Genomic DNA, 17,312 nt, shown 5'->3' on the forward strand with positions numbered 1-17,312 from the left:
TCGTCGATATTCACATTCCAGGCATGGTGGAGGGGTTTATGTGGCAGCAATGAAACCATTCTCGCCCCTTCGATTCGCCGCCGCCGTTCTGATCGGCTCGACAATCTCGGCCTGCGCCACCGTGCCTAATGCCCCGATCGTTTCCAACGGACCGGCCGCCAGCGCGGGAACCGCCGTGCCGCTCGGCAAACCCGTCGTGGCAGGCAATCTCGTGGCAACTCCGATGGAGGTCCACGAGGATAGCCGCTGCCCCGCCAACGCCCGCTGCGTGTGGGCCGGCCGGGTCATCGTCCTCACCCGCATCGACGGAGCGGGCTGGCGGGAGACCGCTTACCTGACGCTGGGCGAACCATACGCAACCCACGGCACCCGCCTGACCCTGACCAGCGCGTCGCCTGCCGCGATGACGGGTGAAGCGATAGCGCCATCGGACTACCGCTTCACCTACTCAGACAGCGAATAGATCAGGCGACCGAGGCCGCGCAGATCGAATCGATGGCCTTGCCCAATGTGGCGTCGAATTCCTCGTCGCTCTGCTGCGCGCGCAGGTCCTGCAGCATGGCGCGGCTGAAGCTGGCGATCATTCCGTCGTTCTTTGCCAGTTCGGCGCAGGCTTCCTCCGTCGAGTAGCCGCCCGACAGGGCCACCACGGCCAGCACCTTGGGATGGTCCACCAGTTCCTTGTAGAGATTGGCCTTCACCGGGATCGAAAGCTTCAGCATCACCTGGCGATCATCGGCCAGCGTCTCGAGGTTCTTCAGGATTTCCGCCTTGAGAATGTCCTCACCCTCGGCGCGGTCCGCTGCCTTGATGTCGTATTCCGGTTCGAGGATCGGCATGAGCCCTGCATCGATCACCCGGTTGCCGACTTCGAACTGCTGCGCGACGATGGCGGCGATCCCGGCAGGGTTCGCGGACTTGATGACGGAGCGTTCCTTGGTGCCGAACATGCCTTTCGCCACCGACTTTTCCAGCAGTGCATCCAGCTTCGTGAGAGGCTTCATCAGTTGAACCCCGTTCTCTTCGTCGGCCAGGCCCTGGTCGATCTTGATGAAGGGCACCACGCCGCGATCCTTCAGCGCATCGGCGGTCGGCTTGCCATCCACTTCTCCGTCCATCGTCTTCTCGAACAGGATCGCGCCTATCACCTTGCCGCTGGCAAAGCTTGGCGAGGTAATGACACGGGAGCGCATGTCGTGGATCTTCGCGAACATCTCGTCCTCGCCGTTCCACTCGTCCTCGCTGACGCCGTAGCCAGCCAGCGCCTTGGGGGTGGAGCCGCCGGACTGGTCCAGCGCGGCGATGAAGCCCTGGCCGGCGGCGATCTTGTCGGTCATTTCCTTGGTGTTCATGCGGAAGCTCCTCAGTTCCGGATTGGATTTGAGGCGGCTCTATGCGGGCTGGAAGGGCATGGCAAGTTGATGAAATACATCCGTGGGCGAGTACTCGTGGGGCGCCGCCCCAAGCACGGCGCGCGCCTTGTAGGAAAGTGCCATTTCGAGGAACAGGCCCGCTCGCCAGCCTTTGCCCACCCATAGGCAAGCGAAAGGCACGACATGGCATTGGGCGAGAAACAGCAGCAAATCTGCGACACTTGCGAGACCGATTTCTCGGACCTCAGGGCGGTGATCTTCAACGCCACGCTGAAACCGCCCGAACAGGCATCGCACACTGACACCCTGTCCGATGTGGTGGCCGAAATCTTCGCCACCCAATCAGTCTCGGTAAAGCGGCATCGCCTGTCGCAGTACAGGCTGGCGCCGGGCGTCTACCCCGACATGACAGAACACGGCTGGGAGCATGACGACTGGCCCAGGCTCTCCCCCGACGTGTTCGAAGCCGATATCGTGATCCTCGGCACGCCGATCTGGCTGGGCGAGAAATCCTCGCTGGCGCAGGCCTTCATCGAGAAGCTCTACGCCCATTCCGGCCAGACGAACGACGACGGGCAATACGCCTTCTACGGCAAGGTCGGCGGCTGCGTGGTGACAGGCAACGAGGACGGCATCAAGCACGTCGCTGCAGGCGTGCTCTATTCCATGAGCCACGTGGGCCTGACCATTCCCCCGCAGGCCGACTGCGGCTGGATCGGCGAAGCAGGCCCCGGCCCTTCTTACGGTGACGAGCTGGACGACGGCAGCCGCGCCGGTTTCGACAACGAGTTCACCCAGAAGAACACCACTTTCATGGCGTTCAACCTGCTGCACGCAGCGCGCATGCTGAAGGACAACGGCGGCTATCCCGCTTGTGGAAACGTGGCCGATGACTGGGGCGAGGGGCAAAAGCCCGGCTGGCCCAATCCCGAATATCGCTGAGGAAAATCAGGCAGACAGCGCGGCGACGCCGGGCAGTTCCTTGCCTTCCATCCATTCGAGAAACGCGCCGCCAGCGGTCGAGACGTAGGTCACGTCGTCCGTCACCCCGGCATGGGCCAGCGCGGCGACGGTATCGCCCCCGCCCGCGACCGATGTGAGCGAACCGTCCTGCGTCAACGCGGCCGCCGTCTTGGCAAGCGCCACGGTCGCCTCGTCGAACGGCGGCGTCTCGAACGCGCCGAGCGGGCCATTCCATACCAGCGTAGCGCAGGTCTTCAGCACATCGCCCAACGCTTCCGTCGCCTGCGGGCCAATGTCGAGGATCATCTCGTCTGCGGCCACTTCATGGACGTTGCAGGTGCGCAGGGACGGCGGATTGGCGGCAAATTCCTTCGCCACGACGACATCGTAAGGCAGGTGGATCGTGCAGCCCGCCCCGTCCGCTGCATCCATGATGGCGCGGGCGGTGTCGGTCAGGTCGTGCTCGCACAGGCTCTTGCCCACGTCCACGCCATTGGCGGCGAGAAAGGTATTGGCCATGCCCCCGCCGATGATGAGGTGCTGCACCCGGCGGGAAAGGTTTTCGAGCACGGCCAGCTTGGTGGAAACTTTCGCCCCGCCGACAACAGCGGCAACGGGCGGCGTGGGGTTGCCGAGCGCCGCGTCGAGCGCTTCGAGTTCCTTCTGCATAGCGCGGCCCGCGTACGACGGCAGCAGGTGCGCCAGCCCCTCTGTGGTCGCATGAGCGCGGTGCGCGGCGGAGAAGGCATCGTTGACGAAGAAATCGCCATTGGCCGCGATGGCCTTGGCAAAATCGGCATCGTTGGCTTCCTCGCCCGGCCAGAAGCGGGTGTTTTCCAGCAGGCCGATATCGCCTGCCGACAGGATGCCGACCGACTGTTCGACCACCGGCCCTTCGACTTCGGGAATGAACATCACTTCCTTGTCGATCACCCGCTCCAGTTCGCCGACGATCTCGCTCATCGAAAGCGTCGAATGGCGTTCGCCCTTGGGGCGGCCATAGTGCGCCAGCAGCAGCACCTTGGCCCCGCGATCGCTCAGTTCGAGGATCGTGGGCGCCACGGCGCGGGCACGGGTGAGATCGGTGGCGCGACCATCCTTCATCGGCAGGTTCAGGTCCACGCGCACCAGGGCACGCTGGCCGGAAAGATCGTCTGGAAGGTCATCAAGGGTTTTGAACGTCACTATTCGCTCCCATTCCCCCCTCCCGCCTGCGGGAGGGGAGCGAGACTTGGCAGCTTGCTGCCTAGTCGCAGCGGGGTGGGCCTTGCAGGCCCATGCCCACCCCCAACCCCTCCCGCACGCGGGAGGGGAGAATGTCGCTTACAAAAACTTCGCCATCACACCGGCGGTGTCGATCATGCGGTTGGAGAAGCCCCACTCGTTGTCGTACCAGCTCACCACGCGGGCCAGCTTGCCTTCCATGACGGACGTCTCGAGGCTGTCGATGGTGGAGCTTGCCGGATAGTGGTTGAAGTCGCTGCTGACGAGCGGCTTGTCGGTGTAGTCGAGCACGCCTTTCATCTTGCCTTCGGCGGCAGCCTTCAGCGCCTCGTTCAGTTCCTCGGCAGAAGTGTCACGACCCGGCGTGAAGACCAGGTCCACCAGGCTGACGTTCGGCGTCGGCACGCGGACGGACGAGCCATCCAGCTTGCCGGCGAGTTCCGGCAGCACCAGGCCCACTGCGCGGGCAGCACCCGTAGTGGTGGGGATCATGTTCTGCGCGCCGCCACGGGCGCGGCGCATGTCACCGTGCATCTGGTCCAGCATTCGCTGATCGTTGGTGTAGGAGTGGATCGTCGTCATGAAACCGCGCTCGATACCCACGGTCTCGTGCAGCACCTTGGCCATCGGGGAGAGGCAGTTGGTGGTGCAGCTGGCGTTGGAGACGATCACGTCGTCGGCGGTCAGTACTTCGTGGTTCACGCCGTAAACGACGGTGGCCGACACGTTCTTTGCCGGTGCGGAAATCAGCACGCGCTTGGCACCTGCATCGAGGTGCGGCTTGGCAGCCTCGTGGCTCTGGAAGAAGCCCGTGCATTCCAGCACGATGTCCACGCCCATGTCCTTGTGCGGCAGGTTGCCCGGATCGCGTTCGCTGGTCACGGCGATGGTCTTGCCGTTCACCACCAGGTTGTTGCCGTCCACTTCCACGGTGCCGGGGAAACGGCCGTGCGTGCTGTCGAAACCGAACAGCAGGGCATTGGCGTTGGTATCCGCCAGGTCGTTGATCGCAACGAGTTCGAGATCGTGGTCGTCACGCTCCAGGATAGCGCGCGCGACAAGCCGCCCGATGCGCCCGAAACCGTTGATCGAAACCTTCGTGGCCATTGTCAAAAACTCCTGCTTAGTCGTTCAATTTGCTGATGATTTGCGGCACGATCTGATCGGCGGTGAGGCCGAATTTCTTGAACAGGTCGCTTGCCGGTGCCGATGCGCCGAAACGGTCGATGCCAAAGTTCAGGCCGTTTGCCATGGTATAGCGTTCCCACCCGAAAGTGGTGCCCGCCTCGATGCTGACGCGCAGGATCTCCCCCGGCCCGACGTTGGGAAGGATATCTTCCCTGTAGGCCGCGTCCTGCTCGTCGAACAGTTCGGTGCAGACCATCGAGACGACATCCGCGCCCACGCTCTGCTTTTCCAGTTGCTCCGCACATTCCAGCGCCAGCGAAACCTCGGAACCCGTCGCGATCAGGATGACGCGACGCTTGTTGCCCGCGCGCTTCAGGCGATAGCCGCCCTTGGAGCACATGTCCGTTTCTTCCGGCGAATTGCGAACCTGCGGCAGGCCCTGGCGGCTGAGCGCGATGACCGAGGGGCGGTCCTTCTGGGCGATCGCGATCTGCCAGCACTCGGCTGTTTCCACCCGGTCCGCCGGACGCATCACCAGCACGTTGGGCATGGCGCGCAAGCTCTGCAGGTGCTCGATCGGCTGGTGCGTCGGGCCGTCCTCGCCAAGGCCGATGGAATCGTGCGTCATCACGTAGACGACGCGCGCTTCCTGCAGGGCGGAGAGGCGGATCGCGCCGCGCGCATAGTCGGTGAAGATCAGGAAGGTGCCGCCGTAGGGGATGATCCCGCCGTGCAGCGCCATGCCGTTCATCGCCGCCGACATGCCGAATTCACGGATGCCGTAATAGACGTAGCGGCCCGAGTAGTCGTCCGCCGTGAACGCGGTAATGCCGCCCGCCTTGGTGTTGTTGGAGCCGGTGAGGTCGGCGCTGCCGCCGACCATTTCCGGCACCAGTTGGTTGAGCACTTCCAGCGCGTTCTCGCTGGCCTTGCGGGTAGCAACTTTCTCGGCGCTTTCCAGCCACTTGGCGAAAGCTCTTGCCGCCTTGTCTCCGCTCGGCAGGTCGCCCGCCATGCGGCGCGTGAACTCGGCCTTCTGCTTGCTGGCGTCGAGACGCTCCTGCCACTCGGCGCGGGCCGTGGCACCGCGGGTGCCGGTGGCGAGCCAGTTGGCGCGAATGTCTTCCGGCACCTCGAACGGACCATGCTCCCAGCCCAGTTCCTTGCGCGCGGCGGCAATCTCGTCCTCGCCCAGCGGCGCGCCGTGGGTGGCGCTGGTGCCCTGCTTGTTGGGCGCGCCCTTGCCGATGATCGTGGTGCAGCGAACCAGCGAGGGCTTGCCGGTCTCGGCCACGGCCTCGTCGATCGCCTTGCTGATGGAAGCGGGGTCGTGTCCGTCGCACTCCGCCACGTGCCAGCCGGTGGCGCGGTAACGGGCGGGAATGTCCTCGGAGGAAGAGAGCGAGACCTTGCCGTCGATGGTAATGTCGTTGTCGTCCCACAGCACGATCAGGCGGCCCAGCTTCAGGTGCCCGGCAATGCCGATGGCTTCGTGGTTGATGCCTTCCATCAGGCACCCGTCGCCCGCGACCACCCATGTGCGGTGATCGACCAGCTCGTCACCGAACTGCGAATTGAGGTGCCGCTCGGCCATGGCCATGCCCACGGCCATTGCCAGGCCCTGTCCCAGCGGACCGGTGGTGGCCTCCACGCCCGGCAGCAGGAAGTTTTCAGGGTGCCCCGCGCAAGGGCTGCCCAGCTGGCGGAAGTTCCTGATGTCGTCCAGCGTCGGCTGCTCGTAGCCGCTGAGGTGCAACAACGAGTAGATCAGCATCGAGCCGTGGCCGGCGGAAAGCACGAAACGGTCGCGGTCGGCCCAGTCGGGCGCCTTGGGATCGAACTTCAGGTAATCGTTCCACAGCACGGTGGCGACATCGGCCATGCCCATCGGCATGCCGGGGTGGCCGGAATTGGCCGCCTGCACCGCATCCATCGAAAGGGCGCGTATGGCATTGGCCATGTTGGTGAAACGGGCAGTGTCGTCGCTCATGCTCTGTAGCCTCCAGGAAGGGCTGTGCCCTTGTGCGGGCATCGATTCGGTTGGGGGCTGTGTGATGGTGGCAGGCCCCAAGGTCAAGCAAGAGCCCCTTGTTATGGGACAAGCGTCAATTCACCCGCCGAGAGTTATTCACAGCTTGCCGCTGCAACCCTTTGCCGATGCGCGGTTTCGGAGTAACTCGGCAGCCATGGAAGGCGATCGCATCGCACGGGCGCTGGCCCGCATCGAAGCGGCCTCGGCACGGATCGAGGCGGCGGCGGGCGGCTGCGCGGCGTCCGATCCGCACCTGCAGGCCCGCTACGACCGACTGCGGCGCGAGGCGGAAAGCGCGCTGGAAGAAGTTGATGCGCTGATCGAAAGCTTCTCCCCATGAGCACCAGCAACGTGACGCTCGAGATTGCTGGTCGGCGCTATACCGTCGCCTGCGCGCCGGGCGAGGAACGGCATATCGAGAGTCTGGGCCGCTCCATCGGCGAGAAACTGGCCCAGCTCGACATCCTGCGCGGCCAGTCTGCCGAGCGCGTACTGCTTTATGCCTCGCTGCTGCTGGCGGACGAACTGCACGAGGCGCAAAAAGCGTCCGCGCCGACCCCCGCCGACGATGAACAGGCCGAAACGCTGGAAAAAATGGCCGATCGGCTGGAAGCTCTCGCGCAGCGTCTTGAGAGTGGTGTTGCCAGCGCCTAGATAGGTCTCGGCGGGACTGCCCGGCACGAGCCGCTTGAGATATCCCTGAGGCTATAAGCAATCCAAGGGAGCTGTCCCTACCGGGGTCACGGGTTCGTCCTGGCGGCCCTGGATATACGGCGCCCACCTGACGTGAAGGCGTCAGAGGATTTCCCGGAAAACGACCCATGGTGGTTCCGCCACATGATATGTGCCCTACCGCTTCGCTACTTGAGGGCGGTGGACTGTCGCACTAGCTAGACATCCGTGACCCATATATCCGAACAGAAAGCCGCCATCCGCAAGGCTCTGCGCAAGGCCCGGCGCGAACACGCCGCCAGCCTTCCGAAAGAGGTAAGCGCGCTGGTGTTCCGCGCCCCGCCCGCACCCTTGCGCGAACTCGTGCCCGAAGGCGCGACCATCGGTCTCTACCGCGCCGACACCGGAGAAGCGCCCTCCGGCGGATACGCCCGGCACTTCATGGAAGCGGGCCACGAAATCGCCCTGCCCCGCATCGGCAAGCTCGAAGACCCGATGCAGTTCCACCTCCACACCGATCCCTACGGCGAATCCGATCTCGTCGAAGGGCCCATGGGCCTGATGCAACCCGCACCGGACGCGCCGGTGGTAGAGCCGGAAGTCCTGTTCATGCCGCTGGTCGGCTTTACCGAGCGCGGAGAGCGTATCGGCCAGGGCGGCGGCTTCTACGACCGCTGGCTGGCCGACCACCCGAACACCCTTGCCATCGGCATGGCGTGGGACGTGCAGCGCGTGGACGAACTGCCGATAGAGGACCATGACATGCCGCTGACCGCCATCGTCACCCCCACCCGCATTTACGGACCGTTCTGATGCGCACCGAACCCACCTGGCGCATACCCGTCGGCATACTCGGCCTGATTGCCGGGCTGATTCTCTACGGCTTCATCATCGCCCGCTATGCGCCGGGTATCATCGGCGACTGGCCCACTTGGGCGCAGACGCTGGTCTACCTCGTCCTCGGGATCATCTGGCTGAAGCCGCTGCGGAACTTCCTGATCTGGATGGAAACCGGCCACTGGGGCGTGCCGAGGCAGGACTAGCATTCGGAACCCCGGTTGCGTGTCGGCGGTTCGGGCTTCATGCCAGAACTGCCTGAAGCCGAAGCCAACCGCCGCCGTATCGAAAGCCAGTGCCTGAACCGCACCATCGAAGAAGCAGCGCTCGGCGATAACGTCACCTACATCGAACTTCCCGGCGACAACGAGCGCGGTCGCCTTGTCGGCAGGCAGTTCACCGAGACACGCCGTCACGGCAAGCTGATCTTCGCAGGATCGCGGAGCGGACCGTGGATCTGCGTCCACCTCGGCATGACTGGCAAGCTGCTGCCCTTCGACGCGCCGGACGATCCGCCCGACCACACCAAATTCCTGATTCGCTTCGAGGGCGACCGGAGGCTGGCGTTCCGATGCCCGCGCAAGCTTGGCTGGGTGCGGGTTATCGATTCGCCTGACGAGGAAATCGAACGCATCGGATTCGGCCCGGACGCGCTGCAAATTTCCGAAGACGGCTTCGCGGAAGTTATCGGCGGCACGAATGGCACGATCAAGGGCGCGCTGATGGCGCAGAAGAAGCTGGCAGGCATCGGCAACCTGTGGTCCGACGAGATCCTGTTCCAGGTAGGCGTGCATCCCGAAACCACGGCCAGCGACCTGACAGACGGCCAGTTGTCGGAGATGTTCAAGGTGATGCGCGATGTGCTGACCGGCGTATGCGAAGCCGGCGCCGACTATTCGCAGCTTCCGCGCACCTGGCTGATTGCGGATCGCCAGGACGGGGCGGACTGCCCGCGCTGCGGCGGCAGCATCGTCAAAAGCAAGGTTGCCGGTCGCAGTGCGTTTCACTGCGACAGCCATCAGGCCAGGGCATAAAAAGGAAAAGGTCCCAAGTGGCGCGAGTGACGGGACTTGAACCCGCGACCCTCGGCGTGACAGGCCGATACTCTAACCAACTGAGCTACACCCGCGCATTTAAGCGGCTAGCGCCTCTTGGGAGCCGCGCATCTAGTGGAGGGTTCCAACCCTGTCAACACACCAGAAGCGGCTTTTTGAAACATATTTGAAATCGATCGATCAGGCCGCCAGAATCCGCGCCGGAGCCTCGATCAGTTTCTTCAATTCCTGCACGAAAGCGGCGGCATCGTAGCCGTCCACCACGCGGTGATCGCAGCTGATGGAAATGTTCATCAGCTTGCGTTTCTCGATGCGCTCCTGCCCGTCCGGTCCGGTCACGAACATGGGCCGCTCGACAATGCGATTGGGGCCGATGATGGCGACTTCCGGACGGTTGATGACGGGCGTCGTGGCGACCCCGCCCAGCGGCCCCAGCGATGTGACGGTGAGCGTGGAGCCGGACAGCTCATCCGACTTCGCACTGCCGTCACGCGCGGCTTCAGCCAGCCGCACGATCTCGTTCGCCAGCTGGTACAGGTTCCTGCCCTGCGCATCGCGAATCACCGGCACCATAAGGCCATTGTCGGTCATGGTGGCCATGCCCAGATGCACCGCGCCGTGACGGGTGACGACCTTCGTCTCGTCATCGTAACGGGCGTTGATCATGGGGAAATCGGGCAGCGCCTTGCAGATCGCCGTGATCAGCAGCGGCAGCATGGTGAGCTTGGGGCGGTCTCCGCGATTCTCGTTCAGCTGTGCGCGCGTGCGCTCCAGTTCGGTCACGTCGCACTCTTCCACATAGGTGAAGTGCGGGATGTTGCGCTTGGCCGCGGCCATGTTCTCGGCAATCCGCTTGCGCAGGCCGATCACCTTGATCTGCTCGTCCGAACGCGCTGGCGCGGCGCCGGAGAAACCGCCGGTATAAGAAATGTACGCGTCGAGATCGGCGTGACGGATGCGGCCATCCTCGTGCGGCTTCACCTGCGACAGGTCGATGCCGAGGTCCTTCGCGCGCTTGCGCACGACGGGGCTGGCGAGGACTTTTGCATCCGAAGATGCGGGCTCGGGCGCGGGCGTCGGCGTCGGGAGGGGTTTCTCCTCCCTCGCGGCTGCCGCCGCATCTTCCTGGTCGGAAGGATCGGGATTCTCCACCTCGATCCGCTCCTCGACTTCGTCCGCTTTCGGCGCAGGCGCGGTATCTTCCGCAGCTTCGGCTGCCGCTTCGTTTTCCTCGAGCACGTCCTCGGGCACTTCGCCCTCGACCTCGATCACCACCAGCATCCCGCCGATAGCCACCGTGTCGCCGACTTCGCCCGCGACTTCGAGGATCTTGCCCGCAACCGGGCTTTCCATCTCGACCGTCGCCTTGTCGGTCATCATGTCGGCCAGCTGGCCGTCTTCCTCGATGGTGTCACCAACCTTGACGTGCCAGGCCACGATCTCGGCCTCGGCAATGCCTTCGCCGATGTCGGGCAGGTTGAAGGTAAACTTGGCCATGGCCTCAGGCCTCCAGCAATTTGTCGATGGCCTCGCCGATGCGGACAGGACCGGGGAAATAGGCCCATTCGAGGCTGTGGGGATAGGGTGTGTCGAAGCCGGTCACGCGCTCGATCGGGGCTTCGAGGTGGTAGAAGCAGCGCTCCTGCACCATTGCGGACAGTTCGGAGCCGAAGCCGCTCGTGCGCGTCGCCTCGTGCACGATCAGGCACTTGCCGGTTTTCTTCACCGATGCCTCGATGGCCTCGATATCGAGCGGCACGAGCGTGCGCAGGTCGAGCACTTCGGCATCGACGCCTTTCTCGCGCGCGACGCTTTCCACCACGTGCACCATGGTGCCGTAGGCAAGGATCGTCAGCGCCTCGCCCTCGCGCACGGTGCGCGCCTTGCCGAGCGGGATCTTGTAGTAGTCCGTCGGCACCTGCGCCGCGTCGAACCCTTTCCAGCTTTTTGCGGGCTTGTCGTAATATCCGTCGAACGGGCCGTTGTAGATGCGCTTGGGCTCGAAGAAGATGACCGGGTCATTGTCCTCGATGCAGCTGATCAGCAGGCCCTTCGCGTCGTAGGGCGTGGACGGGATCACCGTCTTCAGGCCGCTGACGTGGGTGAAGATGCTCTCGGGCGATTGCGAGTGCGTCTGGCCGCCGAAGATACCGCCGCCGAACGGGCTGCGCACCGTCATCGGCGCGATGAACTCGGCAGCGGAGCGGTAGCGCAGGCGCGCGGCCTCGCTGATGAGCTGGTCGAGACCGGGGTAGATGTAATCCGCGAACTGGATTTCCGGCACGGGACGCAGGCCATAGGCCCCCATCCCCACGGCAACGCCGATGATGCCGCATTCGGAAATCGGCGTATCGAACACGCGGGTCTTGCCGTATTTCTCCTGCAGGCCGGCGGTGCAGCGGAACACGCCGCCGAAATAGCCGATATCCTCGCCCAAGAGGGTGACGTTGTCGTCCCGCTCCAGCATGATGTCGAGCGCGGAATTGATCGCCTCGATCATGTTCATTTCGCGTACTTCGCCGCTGTCCGTATCGGCGGCGGGAGCGGTCTCGGTGGTCATGTCGTTCATTCCGCCGGGTCTCCCGGAAACTTGATCTGCCGCTCGCGAATCGCCTGCTCGGCCTGTTCCTCCAGGTGCCAGGGCAGTTCCTCGAAAACGTCCTCGAACATGGTGTGGAACGGGTGGTGCAGGCCGTGGCCGAGGATGCCGTTCTTTTCGGCTTCCTTCATCGCGGTGCGAACCTTCGTATCCAGTTCAGCGTCCATTTCTTCCTGCTGCTCGTCACTCCACTCGCCCAGTTCGATCAGGTGCCGCGCGAGACGCATCACGGGATCGCCCAGCGGCCACTCGTCGCGCTCCTCGGCGCTGCGATAGGCGCTGGGGTCGTCGGACGTGGAGTGCCCTTCCGCGCGGTAGGTGAAGTGTTCGATCAGCGTCGGCCCGGCGTTGGCGCGGGCACGGTCCGCAGCCCAGCGTTCGGCGGCGAACACGGCCAGCGGATCGTTGCCGTCCACCCTGAGGCCCGCCATGCCGTAGCCGATGGCGCGCGCGGCAAAGGTGGCACGCTCTGCCCCGGCGAACCCGGAGAACGAGGAAATCGCCCACTGGTTGTTGATGACGTTGAAGATGACCGGCGCGTTGTAGACCGTGGCGAAGGTCAGCGCGGAATGGAAATCGCCCTCCGCCGTGCTCCCCTCCCCCACCCAGGTTGCGGCGATGCGCGAATCGCCCTTGCTGGCGCTCGCCATGGCGAACCCCGTCGCCTGCGGCAGCTGCGTGGCAAGGTTGCCGGAGATCGAGAAGAAGTTCAGCCGCTTCGAGCAGTACATGATCGGCAGCTGACGACCTTTCAGCTTGTCCGCCTTGTTCGAGTAGATCTGGTTGATCATCTCGGTGAGTTCATAACCGCGCGCGATCAGGCAGCCCTGCTGGCGATAGCTGGGGAAGATCATGTCGTCCCCGTCCAGCGCATGCGTGGCGCACACGCTCGTCGCCTCTTCGCCCGTACATTTCATGTAGAAGCTGGTCTTGCCCTGCCGCTGGGCGCGGTACATCCGGTTGTCGAACGCCCGCACCAGAGCCATTTCGCGCAGCATCTGGCGCAGCGTTTCGGCATCGAGACGCGGGTCCCATGGGCCATGCGCCTTATTGTCGTCGCCCAGAACGCGGATCAGGTCGTCGCAAAGCGGATAGGTTTCCTTCGGCTCGCAGGCCTCGTCCGGGCGCGGCTGCTTTCCCGGCTCGGGAATGTCGAGGTGGCTGTAATCGACCTTGTCACCGGGGCGGTATTTCGGCTCCGGCACGTGCAGGGCGAGTTTCGGGCGGTTGGTGCCCTTCTCGTCGTGCTTATCGGCCATCGCCTGCTCTCCCAGTTCGCATCAGATTATTCCCGTAAGGCGAAATTATATTAGTTACATCTGTAACGGTCAATCCGCCCTAGCACAGGAATTCTCAGACAGCCACAGGCGCGCGCAGGACTCCTTGCGGTTCGTAATCAACCACCTCGAAATCGTCGAAACGGTAGTCGAAAATTGTCGGCGGCACCCTTTTGAGAACAAGTTTCGGCGCGCCCGCCGGTTCCCGTTCCAGCTGCGCCTCCACCAGGTCGGTGTGGTTGAGGTAGAGATGCGTATCGCCGCCGCTCCACACCAGCTCTCCCGGCAGCAGGTCCGTCTGCGCTGCCATCATTCTCGTCAGCAGAGCGGCGCCGAACAGGTTGAACGGCAGCCCCAGCGCCACGTCGCAGCTGCGCTGGTACAACATGCAATTGAGACGCGCTTCGTCTCCCTCTCCCGCAACATGGAACTGGTAGGTCTTGTGACACGGAGGCAGAGCCATGCGGTCCAGCTCGGCCACGTTCCAGCCCTCGATGATGTGGCGGCGGCTGCCGGGACTGGTCTTCAAACTCTGCACCACCTGCGCCACCTGATTGATGCCCGGCCCCTTCTGATACTTGCCGTCAGGCCCGTATTCATAGGTGGGCCAGTCGACCCATTGCTTGCCGTAGACCGGGCCGAGATCGCCCCAGTTCTTCGCGAAAGCCTCGTCCGCGACGATACGCGCCTCGAACTCTTCCTGGCTGATATCCTCACCGCTTGCCTGACGGTATTTCTTCAGCGGCCAGTCGCTCCAGATCGTCACGCCTTCCTGCAGCAGCGGCCGGATATTGGTGCTGCCGGTCAGGAACCACAGCATCTCCTTCGCCGCTGCTTTCCAGTAGACGCGCTTGGTGGTGAGCAGCGGCACACGGTCTCCGCCAAGGTCGAACCGCAGCATCGTGCCGAAGACGGAGCGCGTGCCCACGCCCGTGCGGTCCATGCGCTCGTCGCCATGCTCCCAGATATGACGCATCAGGTCGAGGTACTGCCATTCGGGGTGGCGGGTGTCGGACTTGTTCATGGAAGGCACCGCTACCACCGCGACTCCGCTCACGCCAAGCGCGTGCAGCCCGATATTCGCGATCCTTTTCCAACTTCGCTCACGGCAGGCTTGCCAGCGCGAAACTGTGTCCCTATAGGGCCGCCTCTGCCTCGCGGGGGTTCGCCTCCGCAACGCACCGGTCGGGGAGTAGCTCAGCCTGGTAGAGCACTGTCTTCGGGAGGCAGGGGCCGGAGGTTCGAATCCTCTCTCCCCGACCATTTTGCAAAAATTTCTCATGCGGAGTCTGGGCATCGCCCCTCGCCGCCCCTTGTAATCGAACCGCAACATCGCCATTGGGGCAGCGCTGCTGGTTACAAACGGAAATCGATGAATTTCACCCATCCCTTTTTGGACGGAGACGGTGACGACAAGTTGCACGAAGAGTGCGGCGTGTTCGGCATCATTGGCGCGCCCGACGCGGCTGCGGCCTGTGCGCTGGGCCTGCATGCCCTGCAACATCGCGGGCAGGAAGCCGTGGGCATCACCAGTTTCGACGGGACGGAGTTCTTCACCCGTCGCGGGCTGGGCCACGTGGCGGACAATTTCTCCAGCGCCGAATCGATAGCCGAACTACCCGGCCAGATGGCGGGCGGCCATGTTCGCTATTCCACCACCGGCGGATCAGGCATGCGCAACGTGCAGCCGCTTTATGCCGACCTGGCCAGTGGCGGCTTTGCCGTCGCCCACAACGGCAACATCTCCAACGCGATGCAGCTGAAGCAGGAGCTGGTCAGCAAGGGCGCGATCTTCCAGTCGACCAGCGATACAGAGGTGATCATCCACCTCGTCGCCACCAGCCGATATCCCACCATGCTCGACAAGCTGACGGACGCGCTGCGCCTTGTCGAAGGCGCCTATGCGCTGGTGGTGATGACGCCCAGGGGCATGGCCGCCTGCCGCGATCCGATGGGCATCCGCCCGCTGGTGATGGGCAAGCTGGGCGATGCCGTGGTGTTCGCCAGCGAGACCGTGGCGCTCGACGTGGTCGGCGCGGAATTCACCCGGCAGGTGGAGCCCGGCGAGTTCATCGAGGTGGACTTCGACGGCACCATCCGCTCGCACCGCCCTTTCGGCAATACCCCGGCGCGCCCGTGCATTTTCGAGCACGTCTATTTCAGCCGGCCCGATTCCATTTTCAACAAGCGCAGCGTTTACGAAAGCCGCAAGAACATCGGCATGGAACTGGCGCGCGAGATGCCCTGCGATGCCGACCTCGTCGTGCCGGTGCCCGACAGCGGCGTGCCTGCCGCCATCGGCTACGCACAGGAAAGCGGCATTCCTTTCGAACTGGGCATCATCCGTTCGCACTATGTCGGGCGCACGTTCATCCAGCCCAGCGACGGCGCGCGCCACGCGGGCGTGAAGCGCAAGCACAACGCCAATCGCAAGATCGTGGAAGGCAAGCGCATCGTCCTCATCGACGATTCCATCGTGCGCGGCACCACCAGCCTCAAGATCGTGCAGATGATGCGCGATGCAGGTGCGAAGGAAGTGCATTTCCGCGTCGCCAGCCCGCCCACCGGTCACGGCTGCTACTACGGCGTGGACACACCCGAACGCTCGAAGCTGCTGGCAGGTCGCATGGACCTGGAAGCGATGCGCGAGTTCATCCAGGCCGACAGCCTCGCTTTCGTCTCGATCGACGGGCTTTACCGCGCCGTGGGCCTGGAAGGCCGCGACAAGGCCTGCCCGCAGTATTGCGACGCGTGCTTCACCGGCGAATACCCCACTCCGCTGACTGACCTTGCAGGCCGCAAGGACAAGGATGCGCAGCTTTCCCTTCCCGTCAACAAGGTCGCCTGACATGACTGACACCGCCGCAGACAAACCCCTCGCGGGAAAGATCGCGCTCGTGACCGGCGCCAGTCGCGGGATCGGCGCGGCTACTGCGAAGGCATTGGCTGAAAAGGGTGCCCACGTGGTGCTGGTGGCGCGCAAGGTGAAGGACCTGGAAGGCGTGGAAGACGCGATCCACGATGCCGGTGGCACCTCCACCATCGCCCCGCTTGACCTGACCGACGGCGAAAGCATAGGCCGCCTCGCGCAGGCCATTGCCGAGCGGTACGAGAAGCTCGACATCCTCGTGATTGCCGCAGCGCAGCTTCCCACGCTCACGCCGGTCACTCAGATCGACTCCAAGCAGTTCAACCAGGCGCTGACGCTGAACGTCCTTGCCACGCAGGCGCTGCTGGCGGCCTTCGATCCGCTGCTGAAGCGTGCCGAGGCGGGCCGCGTGATCGGGCTCACCAGTTCCGTAGGTGCCGAACCGCGCCCGTTCTGGGGCGCCTACGGCGCGACCAAGGCCGCGTTCGACAACCTGCTGGAAAGCCATGCGAAGGAAGTCGAGCGCATCTCCGAGACGCGCCTCGCCATCATCGATCCGGGCGCGACTCGCACCGACATGCGCGCCCGCGCCTACCCCGGCGAAGACCCCGAGTCGGTGAAGCCGCCGGAGGTTGTGGGCGAGCGTATTGCCGAATTGCTGATCGCGGATTTCCCCAATCTGCACCGCGAACGAGTGGAAACGCAGCGTTAACCCTCCCCGTTAGTTCGCTGGTAAGCGTGCTGGGACATCCTGCGTGAAGCAAGGCCCTTCGAAGGGGCGTCCTCGGTACCACGCGAATTACGGGAACTCGCCGCCATGAGCATGCAGAACACCATGGGCCGCTACGATGTAGCCGCACAGGAAGACCGCAGCGCACCACGCACCAAGATCATGATCCCCGCCCAGCTGCGCGGATCGGGCATGCGCGCATTCCAGACGGTGGTGAACGATCTTTCGCTCTCGGGCTTTTCGGCGACGGCGCTCAACCGGATGCACCCCGGTTCGGTCTGCTGGCTGACGCTGCCGGGCCTCGAATCCCTTCAGGCCGAAGTGGTGTGGTGGGAAAATGGCATGGCCGGCTGCGCCTTCACCAACCTTCTCTCTCCCATCGTGCACGACAATATCCTGGCCCGCTATCGCGGCGAGGGAAACTATCGCGGCTGACGCTTCGCAAACGCTGTTCGCAAACGGGGGGCGTATCAAAGGGGTGCTTCGGCACCCCTTTTTCTTGCAAATAATGCAAATCAATAATTTATGTCTTGTTGGGGCTAACGCCTCGCCT

18 protein-coding genes and 2 tRNA genes are annotated in these 17,312 nt (G+C 63.9%); 11 read left to right on the forward strand and 9 right to left on the reverse strand.

The genetic code is table 11. From position 1 onward, the window contains the following. Positions 1-49: 49 nt before the first annotated feature. Positions 50-463 (forward strand): hypothetical protein, encoded by a 414-nt coding sequence (locus tag ABFX23_RS05125; protein ID WP_346032033.1) that lies wholly within the window; start codon positions 50-52, stop codon positions 461-463. Position 464: 1 nt separating this feature from the next. Here ABFX23_RS05125 and ABFX23_RS05130 read toward each other — a convergent pair whose 3' ends face one another. Beyond that, positions 465-1,352: a fructose bisphosphate aldolase gene (locus ABFX23_RS05130; RefSeq protein ID WP_346032034.1), complete on the reverse strand. Its 888-nt coding sequence runs from the start codon at positions 1,350-1,352 to the stop codon at positions 465-467. Positions 1,353-1,556: 204 nt separating this feature from the next. Between ABFX23_RS05130 and ABFX23_RS05135 the strand changes: the two genes are divergently transcribed. Then, on the forward strand, positions 1,557-2,315 hold the full coding sequence (locus tag ABFX23_RS05135; protein WP_346032035.1) for a flavodoxin family protein: 759 nt from the start codon (positions 1,557-1,559) through the stop codon (positions 2,313-2,315). 6 nt (positions 2,316-2,321) lie between these two features. On the opposite strand, the gene ABFX23_RS05140 is transcribed toward ABFX23_RS05135, so the two are convergent. From ABFX23_RS05140 to tkt, 3 genes are all read right to left on the reverse strand, one after another. Beyond that, positions 2,322-3,524, reverse strand: coding sequence for a phosphoglycerate kinase (locus tag ABFX23_RS05140; RefSeq protein ID WP_346032554.1), 1,203 nt, complete (start codon positions 3,522-3,524; stop codon positions 2,322-2,324). A 135-nt stretch (positions 3,525-3,659) separates the two neighbouring features. Beyond that, a complete protein-coding gene (gap, locus tag ABFX23_RS05145; RefSeq protein WP_346032036.1) occupies positions 3,660-4,667 on the reverse strand; it encodes a type I glyceraldehyde-3-phosphate dehydrogenase in 1,008 nt (335 codons plus the stop codon). A 16-nt stretch (positions 4,668-4,683) separates the two neighbouring features. Next, positions 4,684-6,678 (reverse strand): transketolase, encoded by a 1,995-nt coding sequence (tkt, locus tag ABFX23_RS05150; protein ID WP_346032037.1) that lies wholly within the window; start codon positions 6,676-6,678, stop codon positions 4,684-4,686. 196 nt (positions 6,679-6,874) lie between these two features. Here tkt and ABFX23_RS05155 point away from each other — a divergent pair, with 196 nt between their 5' ends. From ABFX23_RS05155 to ABFX23_RS05175, 5 genes are all read left to right on the forward strand, one after another. Further along, positions 6,875-7,060: a hypothetical protein gene (locus tag ABFX23_RS05155; protein ID WP_346032038.1), complete on the forward strand. Its 186-nt coding sequence runs from the start codon at positions 6,875-6,877 to the stop codon at positions 7,058-7,060. Further along, positions 7,057-7,374, forward strand: a complete 318-nt coding sequence (locus ABFX23_RS05160) for a cell division protein ZapA (protein WP_346032039.1) — start codon at positions 7,057-7,059, stop codon at positions 7,372-7,374. Before ABFX23_RS05155 ends, ABFX23_RS05160 begins: the two co-directional genes overlap by 4 nt. 246 nt (positions 7,375-7,620) lie before the next feature. After that, the gene (locus ABFX23_RS05165) at positions 7,621-8,205 is read left to right on the forward strand and encodes a 5-formyltetrahydrofolate cyclo-ligase (protein ID WP_346032040.1); all 585 of its coding nucleotides are present in this window, start codon (positions 7,621-7,623) and stop codon (positions 8,203-8,205) included. Further along, the gene (locus ABFX23_RS05170) at positions 8,205-8,435 is read left to right on the forward strand and encodes a DUF2842 domain-containing protein (RefSeq protein ID WP_346032041.1); all 231 of its coding nucleotides are present in this window, start codon (positions 8,205-8,207) and stop codon (positions 8,433-8,435) included. Before ABFX23_RS05165 ends, ABFX23_RS05170 begins: the two co-directional genes overlap by 1 nt. Positions 8,436-8,474: 39 nt before the next feature. Next, positions 8,475-9,263: a DNA-formamidopyrimidine glycosylase family protein gene (locus ABFX23_RS05175; RefSeq protein ID WP_346032042.1), complete on the forward strand. Its 789-nt coding sequence runs from the start codon at positions 8,475-8,477 to the stop codon at positions 9,261-9,263. A gap of 18 nt (positions 9,264-9,281) precedes the next feature. Here ABFX23_RS05175 and ABFX23_RS05180 read toward each other — a convergent pair. The 5 genes from ABFX23_RS05180 to thyA form a co-directional block, all read right to left on the reverse strand. Next, positions 9,282-9,358, reverse strand: a tRNA-Asp gene (locus ABFX23_RS05180). 106 nt (positions 9,359-9,464) lie between these two features. Continuing rightward, positions 9,465-10,781, reverse strand: coding sequence for a dihydrolipoamide acetyltransferase family protein (locus ABFX23_RS05185; RefSeq protein WP_346032043.1), 1,317 nt, complete (start codon positions 10,779-10,781; stop codon positions 9,465-9,467). Between the two features lie 4 nt (positions 10,782-10,785). Beyond that, entirely contained in the window at positions 10,786-11,853 is a 1,068-nt protein-coding gene (locus tag ABFX23_RS05190) for an alpha-ketoacid dehydrogenase subunit beta (RefSeq protein WP_428831647.1), read from the reverse strand. Beyond that, positions 11,850-13,142 carry a 3-methyl-2-oxobutanoate dehydrogenase (2-methylpropanoyl-transferring) subunit alpha gene (locus ABFX23_RS05195; protein WP_346032044.1) on the reverse strand — a complete coding sequence of 431 codons (1,293 nt, stop codon included), beginning with the start codon at positions 13,140-13,142 and terminating at the stop codon, positions 11,850-11,852. The genes ABFX23_RS05190 and ABFX23_RS05195 overlap by 4 nt, the downstream gene beginning before the upstream one ends. 94 nt (positions 13,143-13,236) lie before the next feature. Next, positions 13,237-14,184: a thymidylate synthase gene (gene thyA / locus ABFX23_RS05200; protein WP_346032045.1), complete on the reverse strand. Its 948-nt coding sequence runs from the start codon at positions 14,182-14,184 to the stop codon at positions 13,237-13,239. 162 nt (positions 14,185-14,346) lie between these two features. Here thyA and ABFX23_RS05205 point away from each other — a divergent pair. The 4 genes from ABFX23_RS05205 (at position 14,347) to ABFX23_RS05220 (ending at position 17,194) form a co-directional block, all read left to right on the forward strand. Next, positions 14,347-14,423: transfer RNA gene (locus ABFX23_RS05205), tRNA-Pro, on the forward strand. Positions 14,424-14,532: 109 nt separating this feature from the next. After that, positions 14,533-16,008, forward strand: a complete 1,476-nt coding sequence (purF, locus tag ABFX23_RS05210) for an amidophosphoribosyltransferase (RefSeq protein ID WP_346032046.1) — start codon at positions 14,533-14,535, stop codon at positions 16,006-16,008. A gap of 1 nt (position 16,009) precedes the next feature. After that, positions 16,010-16,741 (forward strand): SDR family NAD(P)-dependent oxidoreductase, encoded by a 732-nt coding sequence (locus tag ABFX23_RS05215; RefSeq protein WP_346032047.1) that lies wholly within the window; start codon positions 16,010-16,012, stop codon positions 16,739-16,741. A 105-nt stretch (positions 16,742-16,846) separates the two neighbouring features. Then, entirely contained in the window at positions 16,847-17,194 is a 348-nt protein-coding gene (locus tag ABFX23_RS05220) for a PilZ domain-containing protein (RefSeq protein ID WP_346032048.1), read from the forward strand. Positions 17,195-17,312: the final 118 nt, after the last annotated feature.

It is taken from the genome of Erythrobacter westpacificensis (assembly GCF_039542285.1).
Taxonomy (GTDB): Bacteria; Pseudomonadota; Alphaproteobacteria; order Sphingomonadales; family Sphingomonadaceae; genus Alteraurantiacibacter; species Alteraurantiacibacter westpacificensis.